At 56.6% G+C, this 16,625-nt stretch carries 13 protein-coding genes; 9 read left to right on the forward strand and 4 right to left on the reverse strand.

Annotated elements, in window-relative coordinates; translation table 11 throughout:
- A complete protein-coding gene (locus ASD8599_RS04495) occupies positions 1-1,272 on the forward strand; it encodes an Hsp70 family protein (RefSeq protein WP_108827429.1) in 1,272 nt (423 codons plus the stop codon).
- Here the strand turns inward: ASD8599_RS04495 and ASD8599_RS04500 are convergent.
- Together ASD8599_RS04500 and ASD8599_RS04505 are read right to left on the reverse strand one after the other, a co-directional pair.
- Positions 1,257-3,146, reverse strand: coding sequence for an AMP-binding protein (locus tag ASD8599_RS04500; protein ID WP_108827430.1), 1,890 nt, complete (start codon positions 3,144-3,146; stop codon positions 1,257-1,259). The two genes, ASD8599_RS04495 and ASD8599_RS04500, sit on opposite strands and share 16 nt — an antisense overlap.
- A 159-nt stretch (positions 3,147-3,305) precedes the next feature.
- Positions 3,306-5,579, reverse strand: coding sequence for an NADP-dependent malic enzyme (locus ASD8599_RS04505; protein ID WP_108827431.1), 2,274 nt, complete (start codon positions 5,577-5,579; stop codon positions 3,306-3,308).
- A 134-nt stretch (positions 5,580-5,713) separates the two neighbouring features.
- On the opposite strand from ASD8599_RS04505, the gene ASD8599_RS04510 reads away from it, so the two are divergent.
- The 6 genes from ASD8599_RS04510 (at position 5,714) to ASD8599_RS04535 (ending at position 12,117) form a co-directional block, all read left to right on the forward strand.
- A complete protein-coding gene (locus ASD8599_RS04510) occupies positions 5,714-6,799 on the forward strand; it encodes a cupin domain-containing protein (RefSeq protein ID WP_108827432.1) in 1,086 nt (361 codons plus the stop codon).
- Between the two features lie 131 nt (positions 6,800-6,930).
- Complete coding sequence (locus ASD8599_RS04515) at positions 6,931-7,320, forward strand: cytidine deaminase (RefSeq protein WP_108830001.1); 390 nt, start codon at positions 6,931-6,933, stop codon at positions 7,318-7,320.
- Positions 7,321-7,324: 4 nt separating this feature from the next.
- A complete protein-coding gene (locus tag ASD8599_RS04520; protein WP_108827433.1) occupies positions 7,325-8,641 on the forward strand; it encodes a thymidine phosphorylase in 1,317 nt (438 codons plus the stop codon).
- On the forward strand, positions 8,641-9,822 hold the full coding sequence (locus ASD8599_RS04525; protein WP_108827434.1) for a phosphopentomutase: 1,182 nt from the start codon (positions 8,641-8,643) through the stop codon (positions 9,820-9,822). The genes ASD8599_RS04520 and ASD8599_RS04525 overlap by 1 nt, the downstream gene beginning before the upstream one ends.
- Positions 9,823-9,969: 147 nt before the next feature.
- Positions 9,970-10,602 (forward strand): uracil phosphoribosyltransferase, encoded by a 633-nt coding sequence (gene upp, locus ASD8599_RS04530; RefSeq protein WP_108827435.1) that lies wholly within the window; start codon positions 9,970-9,972, stop codon positions 10,600-10,602.
- A gap of 90 nt (positions 10,603-10,692) precedes the next feature.
- Entirely contained in the window at positions 10,693-12,117 is a 1,425-nt protein-coding gene (locus ASD8599_RS04535) for an SPOR domain-containing protein (protein WP_108830002.1), read from the forward strand.
- A 75-nt stretch (positions 12,118-12,192) separates the two neighbouring features.
- On the opposite strand, the gene ASD8599_RS04540 is transcribed toward ASD8599_RS04535, so the two are convergent.
- Both ASD8599_RS04540 and ASD8599_RS04545 read right to left on the reverse strand, forming a co-directional pair.
- Positions 12,193-13,206: a hypothetical protein gene (locus ASD8599_RS04540; protein ID WP_108827436.1), complete on the reverse strand. Its 1,014-nt coding sequence runs from the start codon at positions 13,204-13,206 to the stop codon at positions 12,193-12,195.
- Positions 13,207-13,264: 58 nt separating this feature from the next.
- Positions 13,265-14,893, reverse strand: a complete 1,629-nt coding sequence (locus tag ASD8599_RS04545; RefSeq protein ID WP_108827437.1) for an AMP-binding protein — start codon at positions 14,891-14,893, stop codon at positions 13,265-13,267.
- A 75-nt stretch (positions 14,894-14,968) separates the two neighbouring features.
- On the opposite strand from ASD8599_RS04545, the gene ASD8599_RS04550 reads away from it, so the two are divergent.
- Together ASD8599_RS04550 and ASD8599_RS04555 are read left to right on the forward strand one after the other, a co-directional pair.
- Positions 14,969-15,895: a DMT family transporter gene (locus ASD8599_RS04550; protein WP_108827438.1), complete on the forward strand. Its 927-nt coding sequence runs from the start codon at positions 14,969-14,971 to the stop codon at positions 15,893-15,895.
- 139 nt (positions 15,896-16,034) lie between these two features.
- Positions 16,035-16,622 (forward strand): Type II secretory pathway, pullulanase PulA, encoded by a 588-nt coding sequence (locus ASD8599_RS04555; RefSeq protein WP_422664739.1) that lies wholly within the window; start codon positions 16,035-16,037, stop codon positions 16,620-16,622.
- Positions 16,623-16,625 lie beyond the last annotated feature (3 nt).

Raw genomic sequence — 16,625 nt, forward strand, 5'->3', positions numbered from 1 at the left:
ATGGCGCACGACTGGGCAGGTAAAACGCTAGGCATCGACTTTGGCACCTCGAACTCTGCAGCGGGGGTGGCTGTCGCAGGCAAACCCTATTTGATCCCGATAGAACAAGGGGCGCCGACGCTGCCAACATCGGTGTTTTTCGGTGTGGGGGCATCGCAGATGTCCATGGGGTCAGCTGCCAATCGCGCGTTGATCGCGGGCGAAGAAGGTCGGTACATGCGGGCGCTTAAAAGCGTTTTAGGCACATCATTGATGGGTGAAATGCGCATGTTCCTTGGCGAGAAGATGAATTTCTACGATATCATTGGCGCCTTTCTGAGCCAGGTGAAATCCCGTGCGGAAGCGCAATGCCACCAGACCTTTGATTATGCGCTGTCGGGGCGCCCTGTGCGGTTCCATTCGGCGGACGCGGACCGGAATGCGCGTGCAGAGGCGGATCTGGTTGAGTGTTACATGCGAGCGGGTTTCAAGGATCTGCGGTTCTTGGTTGAACCGGAAGCGGCGGCTTTGGCGTCAGGCGTGCCGCGCGGGCCGGGCCTGTCGTTGATTGTGGATATTGGCGGTGGTACTTCGGATTTTTGCGTATTCCGCATGTCAGACGGTATCGAGGTTCTGGCCAATTCGGGTATCCGCATGGGCGGAACGAACTTTGATAAACGCCTTAGTCTGGACCACGTCATGCCGCTGCTCGGTAAAGGGGCTTTGATCCGCAACGAGATGGGTAAAGGCGCAATGGCGACGCCCAATTCGCTGTTTCAAAAGCTGGCAACATGGGAGCAAATTCCGTTCCTGTATGCCGGTGATGTCAAACGTGATGTGGCCAAGATGATGCGTTTGGCGGTTGAGCCAAAGCCGATGGAGCGGTTGTTCGAAGTGCTGGATATGGAGCTTGGCCATGAAGTCGCATTCGCTGTGGAAGCGGGCAAGATCCGGTCCAACGAAGAAGATGCCCAGATCAATCTAAGCATTGTCGAGAAAGGGCTTGGTGCACCATTGACGCAAACCGGAATGCAGACGTCGTTGGCCAAAGAGGTCGCAGACATCAAGCAAGGTGCGTTGGATACATTAACCATGGCAGGGTGTATGCCTGAAGACATCGTGCGCGTTGTGTTTGTCGGTGGCTCAAGCCTGTTGCGCCCGGTGCAAAACGCTTTGGCCGAAGCATGCCCAAAGGCTGAACTGGATTACCGCGACGCCTTTACCGCGGTGGTGGACGGGTTGGCGCTGGGCAGCGCCGACCCGATGCGTTTTGGACGTCAGCCCGCGGCGTAACCGATGGATTGCAGTGCCACTTTGATCTCGTCCAGAATGGCAGGGTCGTCGATGGTCGCGGGCATTTTAAAGGGTGTATTGTCCGCAATATTCACCATGGTGCCGCGCAGGATTTTGCCTGACCGCGTTTTGGGCAACCGGTCGACAACCACTGCCAATTTGAAGGCGGCCACTGGTCCGATCTGATCCCGGACGCGTTTGACACACTCAGCCACAACCTCTGCGTGATCGCGTTTGGATGCGGTGTTCAGGCACAAGAACCCAACGGGCATTTGCCCCTTCAGCTGGTCTGTGACCCCGATCACTGCACATTCGGCAACATCTTTATGACCTGCAAGGACTTCTTCCATGCCGCCTGTGGACAGACGGTGTCCGGCCACGTTGATCACATCATCAGTCCGCGCCATAATATACAGGTAGCCGTCGTCGTCGATCATGCCTGCGTCACCCGTTTCATAGTAGCCGGGGAAGGCGTGCAGGTAGCTTTTCTTGAAACGCTCAGGCGCGTTCCAAAGCGTGGGCAATGTGCCGGGGGGCAATGGAAGTTTCACCACAATTGCGCCCAATTCGCCCGCCGGCAACGGGTGGCCTGCGTCATCCAAAATTTGCACGTCATAGCCGGGCATTGGCACTGTGGGCGATCCGATTTTTACAGGCAAAGCTTCCAATCCGGCGGGATTGCCCGCGATGGTGTAGCCGGTTTCGGTTTGCCACCAGTGGTCATAGACGGGTTTTCCCAGCAATTCCTGTGCCCATTCGATTGTATCGGGGTCCGCGCGTTCTCCTGCAAGGTACAGGGCGCGCAAGCCGGACAGGTCGAAATTGGCTGCCAGTTTGCCTTCGGGATCATCCCGTTTGACGGCACGAATGGCTGTGGGGGCGGTGAAGAAGCTGCGGACGTTGTGTTCGGAAATGACCCGCCAGAACGTGGAGGCATCGGGTGTGCCAACCGGTTTGCCTTCAAACACCACGGTGGTGTTGCCCGCGATCAGGGGGGCGTAGCAGATGTAGCTGTGCCCCACGACCCAGCCCACATCGGATGCCGCCCAAAACACGTCACCGGGATCCACGTCGTAGATGTTCTTCATTGTCCAGTTCAGCGCCACAAGATGGCCTGCGGTCGGACGCACGACCCCTTTCGGTGCGCCTGTCGTGCCGGACGTATAAAGGATGTAGGCAGGGTGGGTGCCTTCGACCGGGACACAAGGCGCGGGGGTGGTGCCTTGCTGGAAATCATACCAATCGACGTCATTTACGCCCAATTCGCATGGGTTTTCTTCACGTTGCAAAATCACAGTAAATTCGGGCGTATGGTCGGCCAATTCAATCGCGCCATCAATCAGGGGTTTGTAAGCCACAACGCGGTTTGGTTCCAGACCGCAGGAGGCGGCAATGATCGCTTTCGGGGTGCAGTCGTCGATACGCACAGCCAGTTCATTGGCAGCAAACCCGCCAAAAACCACCGAATGCACCGCACCGATGCGGGCGCAAGCCAACATGGCTTCCAGCGCTTCGGGCACCATGGGCATGTAGATGATGACGCGGTCGCCTTTGGTGACACCTTTTGCGGCAAGGCCACCTGCAAGGGCTGCGACCCGTGTTTGCAATTCTGCGTAGGTGGTGGTGGATTTGCGGCCCGTGATCGGGCTGTCGTAGATAATGGCTGCTTGGTCTGCGCGCCCGTTTTCAACATGGCGGTCCACAGCATTGTAGCAGGTGTTCACACGCGTATCCGCAAACCACTCATAGATGTGGTCGCCACGATCAAACAGCGCCTGTGTCGGAGCCACATCCCAGTCGATGGCCTCGGCAGCCTTCAGCCAATAACTTTCGGGATCTTGTAAAGACGCTGTATATTCCGCGTGATAACCCATTGTGTTCCTCCTCCACTTAATTCGTGCAGTGTTAAGAGGGGCGCAAGGGCGGAGCAAGCCTGTTGCGCTAACAGGGGCATTTTGGAGTGAAGGAGTTTTCAAACCGCAGGGGTCGGTTTGAAAACTAGTTTAACAACGCAGCACCAAGTGGCCGACGCCTTACCCGTAATGGGCGACAGGGGTGCCTGCGATCGCGGACATGTTCAACAAACCGCGTGCCGTAATCGAAGGGGAAACAATGTGCGCACGATTGCCCATGCCCATCAGGATTGGACCAACCTCAAGCCCGCCCCCTTTCATTTTCAAAATGTTACGCACTCCTGACGCCGCATCCGCGTTGGCAAAAACAAGAACGTTGGCCGCGCCATCCATGCGACCGTCCGGCATGATGCGCTGACGCAATTCGGGGTCCAGTGCGGTGTCGATGTTCATTTCACCTTCATAGCAGAAGTCACGCGGGCTTGCGTCCAGATGGGCGATGGCTTCGCGCATACGGGCACCTGATCCACCCGGCTGGTTGCCAAATTGGGATTGCGTGCACAAGGCGATGCGCGGTTCCAGCCCGAAGCGACGCACGTGGCGGGCCGCACCTTCGACGATTTCTGCAAGCTCGGACGCGGACGGTTCCATGTGCACATGGGTATCGGCGATAAACAGTGGCCCGTCTTCCAGGATCATCATCGACAAGGCACCCACAGGATGCAGCCCTTTGCGCCCTAAAATTTGGGTCAGATAATTCATATGCCAGCGGAATTCGCCAAAAGTGCCACAAATCAGACTGTCGGCTTCGTCGCGTTGCACCATGACTGCGCCAATGGCTGTGGTGTTGGTGCGCATAACGGCGCGGGCCAAATCCGGCGTGACACCCCGGCGCGACATCAGGCTGTGATAGGTGCCCCAATAATCGCGGTAGCGCGGGTCGTTTTCCGGGTTCACCAGATCAACATGTTCGTTCAGTTTAAAGGTCAGCCCTGCGCGTTCGATGCGCTTTTCAATGACGTCGGGACGGCCGATCAGGATGGGGCGCTCGGTGGTTTCTTCCAGCATCGCTTGGGCTGCGCGCAAAACGCGTTCATCTTCGCCTTCTGCAAACACGATGCGGCGCGACTTGGCGCGGGCGGCCTCAAAAACAGGGCGCATCAAAAGGGCTGACTTGAAAACAGAACCGTCCAGTTTTTCTTTGTAGGCTTCCAGGTCGCCGATGGGGCGCTGCGCCACTCCGGTTTCCATTGCGGCCTTCGCGACGGCAGAGCTGACAATGCCCACAAGACGCGGGTCAAAGGGTTTCGGGATCAGGTAATCCGGCCCAAAGGTCAGTTGTTCGCCGCGGTAAGCCGCTGCAGCTTCGGCCGATGTCGTTTCGCGCGCCAGTGCTGCGATCCCTTCGATGCAGGCCAGTTGCATCTCGTCGTTGATGGTTGTTGCGCCAACGTCCAACGCGCCGCGGAAGATGAAAGGAAAGCACAGTACGTTGTTGACTTGGTTGGGGAAATCACTGCGGCCTGTAGCGATAATAGCATCAGGGGCCACGGCACGGGCATCATCGGGCAGGATTTCAGGGGTCGGGTTGGCAAGGGCAAACACGATGGGTTGCGCTGTCATTTGCGCGACGTGTTCCGGTTTGAGAACGCCGGGGCCGGACAGGCCAAGAAACATGTCTGCCCCTGCAATAACGTCATCCAATGTGCGTTTGTCGGTGGCTTGCGCGAATTCCGACTTTGCAGGGTTCATGTCGATTTCGCGCCCCTCGTATACAAGGCCATGAATGTCACACAGCCAGACATTTTCGCGTTTGACGCCAAGCTTGAGCAACATGTTCAGGCATGCGATGCCAGCGGCGCCCCCGCCTGTGGACACGATTTTTATGTCCTCAAATTTTTTGCCCGCAACGTGCAACGCGTTGGTCGCTGCCGCGCCGACCACGATGGCTGTGCCGTGTTGATCGTCATGGAAGACTGGGATGCCCATGCGTTCGCGGCACAGTTTTTCGACGATGAAACAATCGGGGGCTTTGATGTCTTCCAGATTGATCGCGCCAAAAGATGGTTCAAGCGCACAGACGATGTCGGCCAGCTTTTCGGGGTCGGTTTCATCCACCTCAATGTCAAAGCAATCAATGGCGGCGAATTTTTTGAATAAAACCGCCTTGCCTTCCATCACGGGCTTGGAGGCAAGCGCGCCGATGTTGCCCAATCCTAAAACAGCCGTTCCATTGGACACCACCGCAACCAGATTGCCACGTGATGTGTAGCGGGCTGCGTTGGCGGGGTCTTCTTTGATTTCAAGACAGGCTTCTGCCACGCCCGGGGAATAGGCACGTGCCAGATCGCGGCCATTTGCCAAGGGTTTGGTTGCCCTGATCTCAAGCTTCCCGGGGCGCGGAAATTCGTGATAATCCAGTGCGGCTTGGCGTAGATTTGGCGTGTCGCTCATCGGGGTCTCCGGGGTGTTTGGGATTTAGTTTAGTATTAAACTATTTTTGTGGCGGGGCCAACCTACTTTGATTTCAACGCAAAAATCGGTAACGATGGTTGCGTCGGCGCACGCCGTCGCGCAATGTCGGTGCCATGACAATGATACATGCAGAACTGTGTTTGCCCACAACCGACTTGCGCGGTGATATCGCCTTTTTCACCAAGAGTTTGGGGATGCAAATGGATATGATTTATCCGGCAGACGACCCAAGCGTGGCTGTGTTTTCCGGTCACGGTGTGGCTGTTCGTTTGGACGCGGGGCTGACGGCCAGTGCGGGTCGGATGATGATACGAACCGACGATGTTGCCGGTTTCGCAGCGGGTGAGACGCAATTGACCAGTCCGGGCGGCACCGCGGTTGAGATAACAGAATTGCACCCGCCGCTGGTGTTGCCGCAAACTGTGCATTCCTTTGTGGTGCGCCGTTTGGCGGATCAAGCGCCATGGGTGATCGGACGCGCGGGCATGCACTACCGTGATTTGATCCCCGACCGATTGGGCGGCTCTATCATTGCGTCGCATATTCGTATTCCTGATGGAGGTCCGGTGCCGGACATGGTGCACTACCATACGGTCGGTTTTCAGTTAATTTTCTGTTACCGCGGATGGGTGGATCTTGTGTACGAAGACCAAGGTGAACCGTTTCGGTTACATGCCGGCAATTGTGTGATCCAGCCCCCTGAAATCCGTCACCGTGTTTTGTTTGCGTCCGATAACATCGAAGTGATCGAAATTGGTGTGCCCGCCGAACACGTCACAAGCATCGACCATGAGATGGAATTGCCCAACGGTCCGGCCAATCCGACCCGTGTGTTTCAGGGGCAACGGTTTGTGCATCACAAAGCGGAAGATGCCACATGGGCACCGTTTCGTGTTCCGGGACTTCAAAGCCGAGACACTGAAATTGCCGATCATACCCAAGGGGTTGCGGGCGTTCATGTGGTGCGTTTGGCGACGGGCGATGTTCCATGGTCCCACCACGCCAGCGACATTTTGTTCACCTTTGTCATGGAAGGACGCGTGACGCTGGAAGGCGAAGGGCGCGATCCGTACATGTTGGAGCCGGGGGACGCGTTTGTCGTGCCGCCGGGCATGCGCACGCGCCTTGTGGATGCGTCAGACGATCTGGAGCTGCTTGAAGTGTCATTGCCGGGTGTTTTTTCGACGACCGTAGGATAATGGCAAAACCGGTGCAGTCAATTGCCTGACGCCTTGGGGATTTGCGCAATTCAAGCAGGCGTCCTCTTGCAAATCGGATGCCATAGGCACATGAATACGGATCAATGGTTTTGGGCGCACTGGGGGTGAAGATGTCGTTAAGGGAAGCTGCAAAAGCTGTTCGGCTGAACGCACACGCGCCTTATTCGCAATTCAAGGTCGGGGCCGCAATCCGGTCCGCTTCTGGCGCAATTTATGTGGGCTGCAATGTAGAAAACGTGGCCTATCCTGAAGGCACCTGCGCGGAAGCCGGTGCAATCGCTGCGATGGTCGCGGCAGGTGAGACCGCAATATCAGAGGCTTACGTGATCGCAGGGGCTGCGTTGCCCGTGACGCCATGTGGTGGGTGTCGTCAGAAGCTAGCTGAATTCGGGGATGGCGCGGTGCCGGTTACAATGGCAACCACGCAAGGTGTGGAACAGGTCATGACCTTGGCCGAGCTGTTGCCAGGCACCTTTTCCGCGTCGCATATGGAAGAGTAAAACAATGAGTGATTTTTCCGCGCAAAGCGTGATTGCAAAACTGCGTCAACGCCAGACCCCCAACCGCGACGCTATGGCGTGGTTTGCGCAGGGCTTGGCGGATGGAACGGTCAGTGATGCACAGGCTGGTGCCTTTGCTATGGCGGTCTGCTTGAACGGTTTGGGCGATGTGGGGCGTGTTGCCTTGACGATGGCAATGCGCGACAGCGGCGATGTGTTGTCTTGGGATCTGAATGGTCCAGTTTTGGACAAGCATTCCACAGGCGGCGTGGGCGATTGCGTCAGCTTGGTTCTGGCGCCTGCTTTGGCAGCTTGTGGTGCATTTGTGCCGATGATTTCTGGCCGCGGTTTGGGCCACACCGGCGGTACACTGGACAAGCTTGAGGCCATCCCCGGCCTCAGCACCCAACTGTCTGAACGACGTTTTCGTGAAACTGTCACCAAAGCCGGCTGCGCCATTGTCGGTGCCACTGCTGATATCGCCCCGGCCGACAAACGGCTTTATGCTGTGCGCGATGTGACAGCCACCGTTGAAAGCATGGATTTGATCACGGCATCGATCTTGTCCAAAAAACTGGCGGCTGGGCTGGATGGTCTGGTTTTGGACGTCAAGACGGGGTCAGGTGCCTTTATGAAGGACATCGGGCAGGCCCGCGAGTTGGCCGAAGCTCTGACCAAAACAGCGAATGCCGCGGGCTGTCGAACAACCGCCATCATCAGCGATATGAGCCAACCTTTGGTGCCCTCATTGGGCAATGCCTTGGAGGTTGCGGAAATTATGCGCATCTTGACCTGCGGCAAAGGGCAGGGGCCAATTGTGGATGTTTGTGCGGCTTTGGGTGGGGTTTTGCTGGCCAATGCCAAGCTGGCCCGCGACGTGCAATCTGGTGCAGAGGCTATTGTCGTGGCCATTCGGGATGGTCGTGCCGCTGAACGGTTCGGCCAAATGGTGGCCTCTATGGGAGGACCCGTGCAGTTCACTGAAAATTGGGCGCGTTTCCTGCCTGAAGCCACAGTGATCCGCGAAGTCACCGCCAAACAAAACGGATATGTGAGCGGGATGGACGCTGAAGGTTTGGGCCACGCTGTTGTGGCCTTGGGGGGCGGTCGCCGAGTGGAAACCGACAAGGTCAACTGGGCCGTCGGGTTTTCGGATGTCATTCGCTTGGGCGCAAAAGTGACACGCGGGCAACCTTTGGGCGTGGTCCACGCAGGCCGTTCGGATCAAGCGGATGCCGCCGAACATGCGTTGCGCAAAGCGATCGAAATAGGGCCGAAACCTGCAGTCGTTCCCGAACTGATCCAAGAGCGTATCGGCTGATGGCACGCGCGTTTCTGGTGGTGATCGATTCCGTTGGTATCGGTGGTGCGCCTGACGCGGGTGCATTTTTTAATGGCGATCTGCCGGACACAGGCGCGAACACCGTGGGCCATATCGCGCAAGACTGTGCGCAAGGTGATGCCGATGTGGGGCGTAGCGGTCCTTTGCACGTGCCTTGTCTGGATGCTTTAGGTTTAGGAGCAGCCGTGACCTTGGCATCCGGTTTGTCCGCATCTGGGTTGGGCTGCAAGCCGGTTGGGGCGTGGGGCGCTGCCACGGAGACATCAAATGGCAAAGACACGCCATCGGGGCATTGGGAACTGGCCGGATTGCCTGTGCCTTGGGATTGGCATTACTTTCCGGACACATCCCCGGCGTTTCCGCATCATGTCACGCAGGCTGTGTGCGACATCGCTGGCGTAGATGGCATTTTGTGCAACGCGCATGGGTCAGGCACGCGAGTTCTGGAGCAATATGGCGCGGCCCACATTCAAAGCGGACAGCCGATTTGCTACACCAGTGCAGATAGCGTGTTCCAAATTGCGGCGCATGAAGACCATTTCGGGTTGGACCGGCTGTTGGATCTTTGCGCCCGCGTGGCCCCTGTGTTGCACGAAATGAAAGTGGGCCGTGTGATTGCGCGGCCTTTTGTAGGGCAAGCCGGTGCGTTCGAGCGTACTCAGAATCGGCGTGACTTTGCGATTGTGCCGCCAGGTCCCATTTTGACCAATCGGGTTCAGAACGCCGGTCATAAAGTGTACGGCGTCGGCAAGGTCGGTGACATTTTTTCGATGCAGGGTTTTGATGAGGTGCGCAAAGGCAGTGACGCAACCCTGATGCAGCATTTGACTGATCTGGTTGGCGAGGCGTGTGATGGCAGTTTGACCTTTGCCAATTTCGTTGAATTCGACAGTTTGTTTGGGCATCGCCGTGATGTTGCGGGTTACGCCCGCCATCTTGAATGGTTTGATTTGGCCCTTGGGCAGCTTTTGCCCAAGTTGCGGCCAGATGACATTTTGATTGTGACAGCTGACCATGGCAACGACCCAACTTGGCCGGGAACAGATCACACCCGCGAACGCGTGCCGGTTCTGGTGCATGGTTTCGGACCGCGTGAATTGGGCCATATAGGCTTTGTTGATGTGGCGGATCTGGTCGCGGATCATTTGGGTGTTGCCTGAATGAGCGCCTGATAGGCGCACACCAAAAATTAAATGGGGGCGTTGCCCCCAACCCCCAGGATATTTGTCGCGAAAAGAAGAAGTATGGAAGTGTCTTGTGTGTCGCGCGGCGACTTGGCACAACGGCTTTGCATAAGGAGCCAAACCATGTCTGACCATCTTACCGTTGTCGATCACCCGCTTGTTCAACACAAGTTGACGATTATGCGCGACAAGCAAACCCCGACTGCTGTGTTTCGCCAGTTGCTGCGTGAGATTTCGCAGCTTTTGGCCTACGAAGTGACACGTGGATTGCCCATGACAACCAAGCGTATCGACACACCGATGCAGGCCATGGACGCGCCGACTTTAGATGGTAAAAAACTGGCTTTGATTTCGATATTGCGTGCGGGTAACGGTTTGCTCGATGGTGTCCTTGAGCTTATTCCGTCAGCACGCGTTGGCTTTGTTGGTTTGTACCGCGACGAAGAAACCCTGCAACCTGTGCAGTATTATTTTAAGGTTCCCGATGCGATGGAGGACCGTTTGGTGATTGCCGTTGACCCAATGCTGGCGACGGGAAACAGTTCTGTCGCAGCCATAGACCTTTTGAAACAGTCTGGTGCCACCAACATCCGGTTCTTGTGCCTTCTTGCAGCCCCTGAAGGCATTGCCCGTATGAAAGAGGCACATCCCGACGTCCCGATTGTCACAGCCGCGGTGGATGAGCGTTTGAATGACGTGGGCTACATCGTGCCGGGGTTGGGGGACGCCGGCGATCGGATGTTTGGCACCAAGTAAACTGTGCGAAAACCGCTATCACTGCCTCTATGTCCCTAGACTCGCGGGTGGAACTGGGGCATTTTGCTGCCATATCTTGTGGGGGCGCAGATGAAACTTACCAGAATTATAGCGACGACTGCCATTGTCGCGGCCATGATGGCCCAAGCCGGACATTCGCAAAGCTTGCGTAATGCAGATGAGCCAGCGGAGTTTCCGCCGGCCAGCTACAAAGGCACGCAATATGTCGACAGCCGTGGGTGCGTCTATATTCGCGCGGGTATCAGCGGCAACGTGTCGTGGGTTCCGCGTGTGTCGCGTGACCGCAAACAGCTTTGTGGGCAAAACCCGACATCTGTGCGTCGTACGGCCGCGGCCTCTGCACCGGCTGTAAAGCCACCGGTTCAGATCACTCTTGATCCGCCGAAAACTCAAGCTGCTGCACCTGCTTTGAAAAAACCGGTCCCGAAGAAAACGGCCCGCGTTCAAGCGCCTGCGAAAACCGTTAAGGTGGCCCGCGTTAAAAAGCGTGTCAAAACGACTGCGCCTAAGCCCGTCGTGCGTCGGGTTCAGCAGCGTGCACCGGTTGTTGTGGCCCAAGTCGCACCACCAAAGCCTGTTGTCGCGCCAAAGCCGGCACCTGTGCGCCGCACTGTACCGGCTGCTGTGCAACGTGGTGGCAATTGCGGTGTGACATCGCTTAGTCGCAAATACATCAATTCCAGCAGCAAACTGCCTGTGCGCTGTGGCCCGCAAGCTGGTCGTATCGTCGGTGTGCAGGGGGGGCAAAACGCTGCTGCTGTTGTGACCCGTCGTGCGGGTGTGGTCAGCCAACCTGCGCAACCGCGTCGTATCACATCTGTGCCTCAGGGGATCGCGACTGGTGGAACAGTGAACAGTGGCACACGCATCGTGCCGCGTCATGTCCATGTGCAGCGTCAAAACACCCAAAAGACGTCCGTTCCAAACGGGTATCGCACCGTATGGGAAGATGATCGATTGAACCCCAAACGCGCGGAACAAACTGTCGGTGGTGTTTTGGCAACGAACTACCTGTGGACGAACACGGTACCGCGCCGTCTGATCAACGCGAACACGCGCCGGGATGTCACGGGTTCCGTGCCACTGATCTACCCTTACACCGATATGGCGACACAACAACGTGAATTGGGTACGGTATCTATTGTGCGTCGGGATGGGCAAGTTCTGAAGCGGATCGTGCGCAACAAACAATCCTCGCGTACGCCTATTGCACGTCAACCTGTTGTGTCGACCCGGTCCGCGCCAGTTGCAAAGCCGAAGGCCGCCGCACAGGCTGGTCGTTACGTTCAGGTTGGGACATTCGGCCAGGCAGGCAATGCACAAGCGACGGCGCAGCGGCTGAAAGCCATGGGTCTGCCCGTGCGCGTTGGGAAATTCACACGTGGCAGCAAAACCTATCGTCTTGTGTTGGCAGGGCCGTTTTCCCGTGATGCGTCGCGGGCATTGGCCCAAGTGCGCAGTGCGGGCTATACGGATGCATTCTTGCGCAAGTAACGGGTCACTTCGGGGCAAAAATTAGAAAGCACGGTTGCTTTGCGGCCGTGCTTTTTTCGTGCGTTGGATAAGGGATCAACTGCCGCAGATGGCTTGTAGGCGCAGCCAGTCTGCATCGCGCAGCAATGGCTTAGGGTCCGCATTGCGCATCGGGTCTGCTTCTATCAGCGGCAGTGTTTCTTCACCGGTGATGTCGCGTGCATAGGCATAAGGAGAGCTGCGAATTTCAGCGGATGCAAAAGCGGCCAGCAGGGCCACGTCGTCCACGGGGGGGCGCGGTGCTTGCAATATGCGTTCGGCGTGTGCGTCTAATGTCGTGGATGGTAGATTGCCGGTGGTCAGCAAGCTGATGCTGGCGCGCATACCTGCCTGAGACAAAAGGGTTTCCAGCGGATCATGTGTCTGGATGCGTAGGGTTTCTGCCAAAATGTAGCCAGCCGCCACGTCGGGTTCTTCAAAACCTTCGACGAGACCGCGATGCAAAAGGATTTTTCCGCCAGGCAATGACAGGCTGTCGCTTAGCCCGCTGCGCAAGATCACCAAGTTCTCGGTGTTCGTTCGTAAGGCCAGCGTTTTTAAACCTGGGGCTGCCCCTGCGGACCTGCAGGGCTGTCCTGTCACCCGCTGGATACGGCGCAACAAATCTTCGCCGATCTGGGCGCGTATGACCGTAGGCACCACGTCCAGTGCGTGTTGTGTCAAAGCACCGGGCAGCCACAGGGTAACACCCGCAACCACGGCTGAAACCGACAGCGCAGCCCCCAGCCAGCGCAAGCGTCCGGGGCGGGGTCGGGCCTTGGCCACTGCACGGCGCAGCTGATCTATGGCATCGATCATATCGGCTTCGTCTGCGGCCAAATCCAAAGTTTCGCCGGGGTCTCCGTCGGGATGGAATGTAGCAGGTGCATTGCCAGTGGTGCTGCGTTCCACCGCGGCCAAAGACCAATGCGTGATGGCCTTGTCTGTGAGATCCTTGATGACGAGGGTCGCGTTCCCGATGGACACCACGACTTCGCGTCGCTGGTCCTGCGGCGTGGCCCGCCACAGCCCTGTGGCTTCCAAACGGTCATATTTGGTCAGGGCGGTCATCGTCTGCTCAGTTTTTGCTGTTGTTGAGCACGCAGCCTAACACCTGTTGTGGCATCTATCAAAGTGTCCGCGCGTGATTGCGCAATTCAAATTTCTGGATTTTGCCCGTCGAGGTCTTGGGAAGCTCTTGAAAGATGACCAGTTTTGGCGCCTTGAACCCAGCCAAGGTCTCGCGGGCGAAAGCGATCATTTGTGCGGCGTCGCCCGTGCATCCCTCTTTCAGTTCAACAAAAGCGCAGGGCACTTCACCCCATTTGTCGTCGGGTTTTGCGACAACAGCGGCCAATGACACGTCAGGATGGGCCATTAAAACAGCTTCCACTTCTACAGAGCTGATGTTTTCGCCGCCCGAGATGATGATGTCTTTCGCGCGGTCCGCGATCTGGATGTAGCCGTCTGGATGCTGGATCGCGAGGTCTTCGGAATGGAAGTACCCCCCCTGAAATGCCTTGGCTGTGGCGTCCGGGTTTTTGAGGTAGCCTTTCATGACTGAATTTCCCCGCATCACGATTTCGCCTTGATGGGTACTGTCCATCCTGACCTGACCCATGGCTTCATCCACTACGGTGATATGCTCCATCATCGGCATGGCAACACCTTGGCGGGCCTTTATGGCGGCTTTGTCGGACTGTTCCAATGCGTCCCATTCTTCGGATTTCCAGACACATTCGGTGACGTGACCGTAGGTTTCTGTCAGCCCGTAGACTTGGGTGACGTTAAAGCCCAGCGCCTCGATCTTGCCCAATGTGGCCGGGGCGGGGGGGGCACCTGCTGTGAAAACTTCGACTTGGTGGTGGAACTCGCGTCGTTCTGCTTCATCTGCGTTGACGATCATATTCAACACAATGGGGGCCCCGCCAAAATGGGTGACGCCTTCGTCGGCGATGGCTGCGTAAATAGCATCAGCGCTGATGTCGCGGCAGCATACCAAAGTGCCACCGATCAAGGGCATCATCCATGTGTGGTTCCAGCCGTTGCAATGAAACAAGGGTACGATGGCCATAAAGACCGGATGCAAGACCATGCGCCATGAAATGACGGTGCCCATTGTCATCATATATGCGCCGCGGTGGTGATACACGACGCCTTTGGGGCGCCCCGTTGTGCCGGAAGTATAGTTCAGGGCAAGGCTTTCCCATTCATCTTCGGGCATGATCCATGCAAAGTTCGGATCGGCCAGCGTCAGGATGTCTTCGTAAACCGGATGGCGTCCCGAAGCGGGCCAGCCGTTGGCAGCGTCCGCAACCTCGATCAGAATCGGGGCGTTCCCGACCATTTGTGCGACGGCGGCTTCTGCCAATGGCATGAATTGCGGGTCAGCCAAAACAACTTTGGCTTCGCCGTGGTCGAAAATATACGCAACGGTATCGACATCAAGGCGGGTGTTGATCGTGTTCAGGACCGCGCCACAGGCGGGCACTCCGAAATGGGCTTCGGCCTGCGCGGGAAGATTGGGAATAAGGGTTGCCACGACGTCGCCCGGGGTGACGCCCATCGATACCAAAGCAGAGGCCAGACGCGTGCAACGGTCATAATACTGTGCATATGTGACACGGTGATCGCCATAAATCACAGCGGGGCGTCCGGCAAAAACATGTGCAGCGCGCCGCAAATGCGACAAAGGCGTCAGCGGCACATAATTGGCGGCACATTTGTCCAAGCCACTTTCATCGTTCATCCAGCCCATTTGCGATCTCCCCTTCGCGTTGATCTTACTTGAATTGCCAAAAAAAGAGGATATTGCAAGTGGGTCTTACCCCAAATGAAAGAGACTGCCTTGTCTGCGGCCGCTTCCCCAACCAAACCGCTTGCTGCCGCCGGCTGCATGATCGGCGCTATGGCGTTGTTGGGGTTCGTTGATAACTACGTTGCAACCATCGCTTTGGAAATTTCGGTTTGGCAGTTCTTGTCGGTGCGGGCCGTGATGGCTGTGTCGTTGATTGCGGTGCTTTCGATGTTGGGTTTGGGCACGATCTGGCCGCAACGGTTGTGGGCGGTCGGCTTGCGATCTGTGTTGGTTGCAGTGGGTATGTTGCTTTATTTCGGGTCGCTTGCGTTTATGCCGATCGCGCAGTCCTTGGCAGGGTTGTTTACTGCGCCGATCTTTGTCCTGCTTCTGACGGTTGTGGTGCTGAAACAAACCATCGGACCTTGGCGCGTGTTGGCTGTGGTCGTTGGGTTTTCGGGGATTTTACTGGTGCTGGGTGTACAGCAGGGGGCCCCGGGGTGGATCATGCTGATGCCGGTGGCTGGCGGGTTCTTTTATGCCATAGGGTCTTTGGTGACGCGTATTTTGTGCGCTGAAGAAAGCACATTGTCTATGTTGGCGGGGATAATGACGTCGCAAGGTGTCATTGGTGTATGCGTTTTGATCGGGTTGGCGATTATCGACCCTGCCGTTCCGGAAGGGGCCCAAGGCTTTTTATTGCGGGGATGGGTTTGGCCAATTCCCTCGGTATTTCCCTTTATCGTGCTGCAAGCTGTTGTTTCGGTGGCCGGTGTATTTTTGCTGATCCGCGCATATCAGTGGGGTGAGGCCAGCCAGGTTTCTGTGTTGGAATATTCAATCATGATCTTCGGGCCGTTCTTTGGGTGGGCCTTGATGGGGCAGGTGATCACACGGTTGATGATTGTAGGCATTGTTTTGATTATGGTGGCGGGTGGCATCATCGCCGTGCGGTCCAAATAGGCGGGTCGTTCGTATTTTGACCTGTTGACCGTTCAAAGCACTTGGGGCTGGCTGTGGCTGCTATAGACTGTGTCTTATGATCATTTCTTATGGCCGAAAATATGTGTTTGTTCACGCCCCCAAAACGGGGGGGACTTCGATGGCTTTGGCCTTGGAAGACCGGGCAATGAAAGACGACATTATGTTGGGTGACACGCCAAAGGCATTAAAGCGCCGGCGCAAGTTGACCCATGTGAAAACGCGAGGCCGCCTTTGGAAACACGCGACTTTAGCGGATGTGGATGGGCTTTTGCCACTGAGCGATATCGACGGGATGTTCGTTTTCACAATGGTCAGAAATCCGTGGGATCGTATGGTAAGCTACTACCACTGGCTTCGCGATCAGCGCTTTGATCACCCTGCGGTGTCTTTAGCGGGGCAGGTTGATTTCAAGAACTTTGCGCAATCGGATTTGATTGCGGCGTCAATGGCTGCAAACCCTGCGCATCGCTATGTCACGGATATCACGGGAACAGATCGGTGTAGCCTCTACATCAGGTTGGAACATTTCGTGCAAGATGCACGCCCCTTAATGGATCATTTGGGATTTGACTTTGAACTGCCGCGCCAAAACACGTCGCAAAGGTCTGTTCACTACCAGGACTACTATGATGATGCGACGCGAAGGGCCGTGGCAGGTGCTTGTGCAGATGACATCGAACAATTCGGATATCGTTTTGATCAATGACAA

The sequence above is a fragment of the Ascidiaceihabitans donghaensis genome (assembly GCF_900302465.1).
Taxonomy (GTDB): domain Bacteria; phylum Pseudomonadota; class Alphaproteobacteria; order Rhodobacterales; family Rhodobacteraceae; genus Ascidiaceihabitans; species Ascidiaceihabitans donghaensis.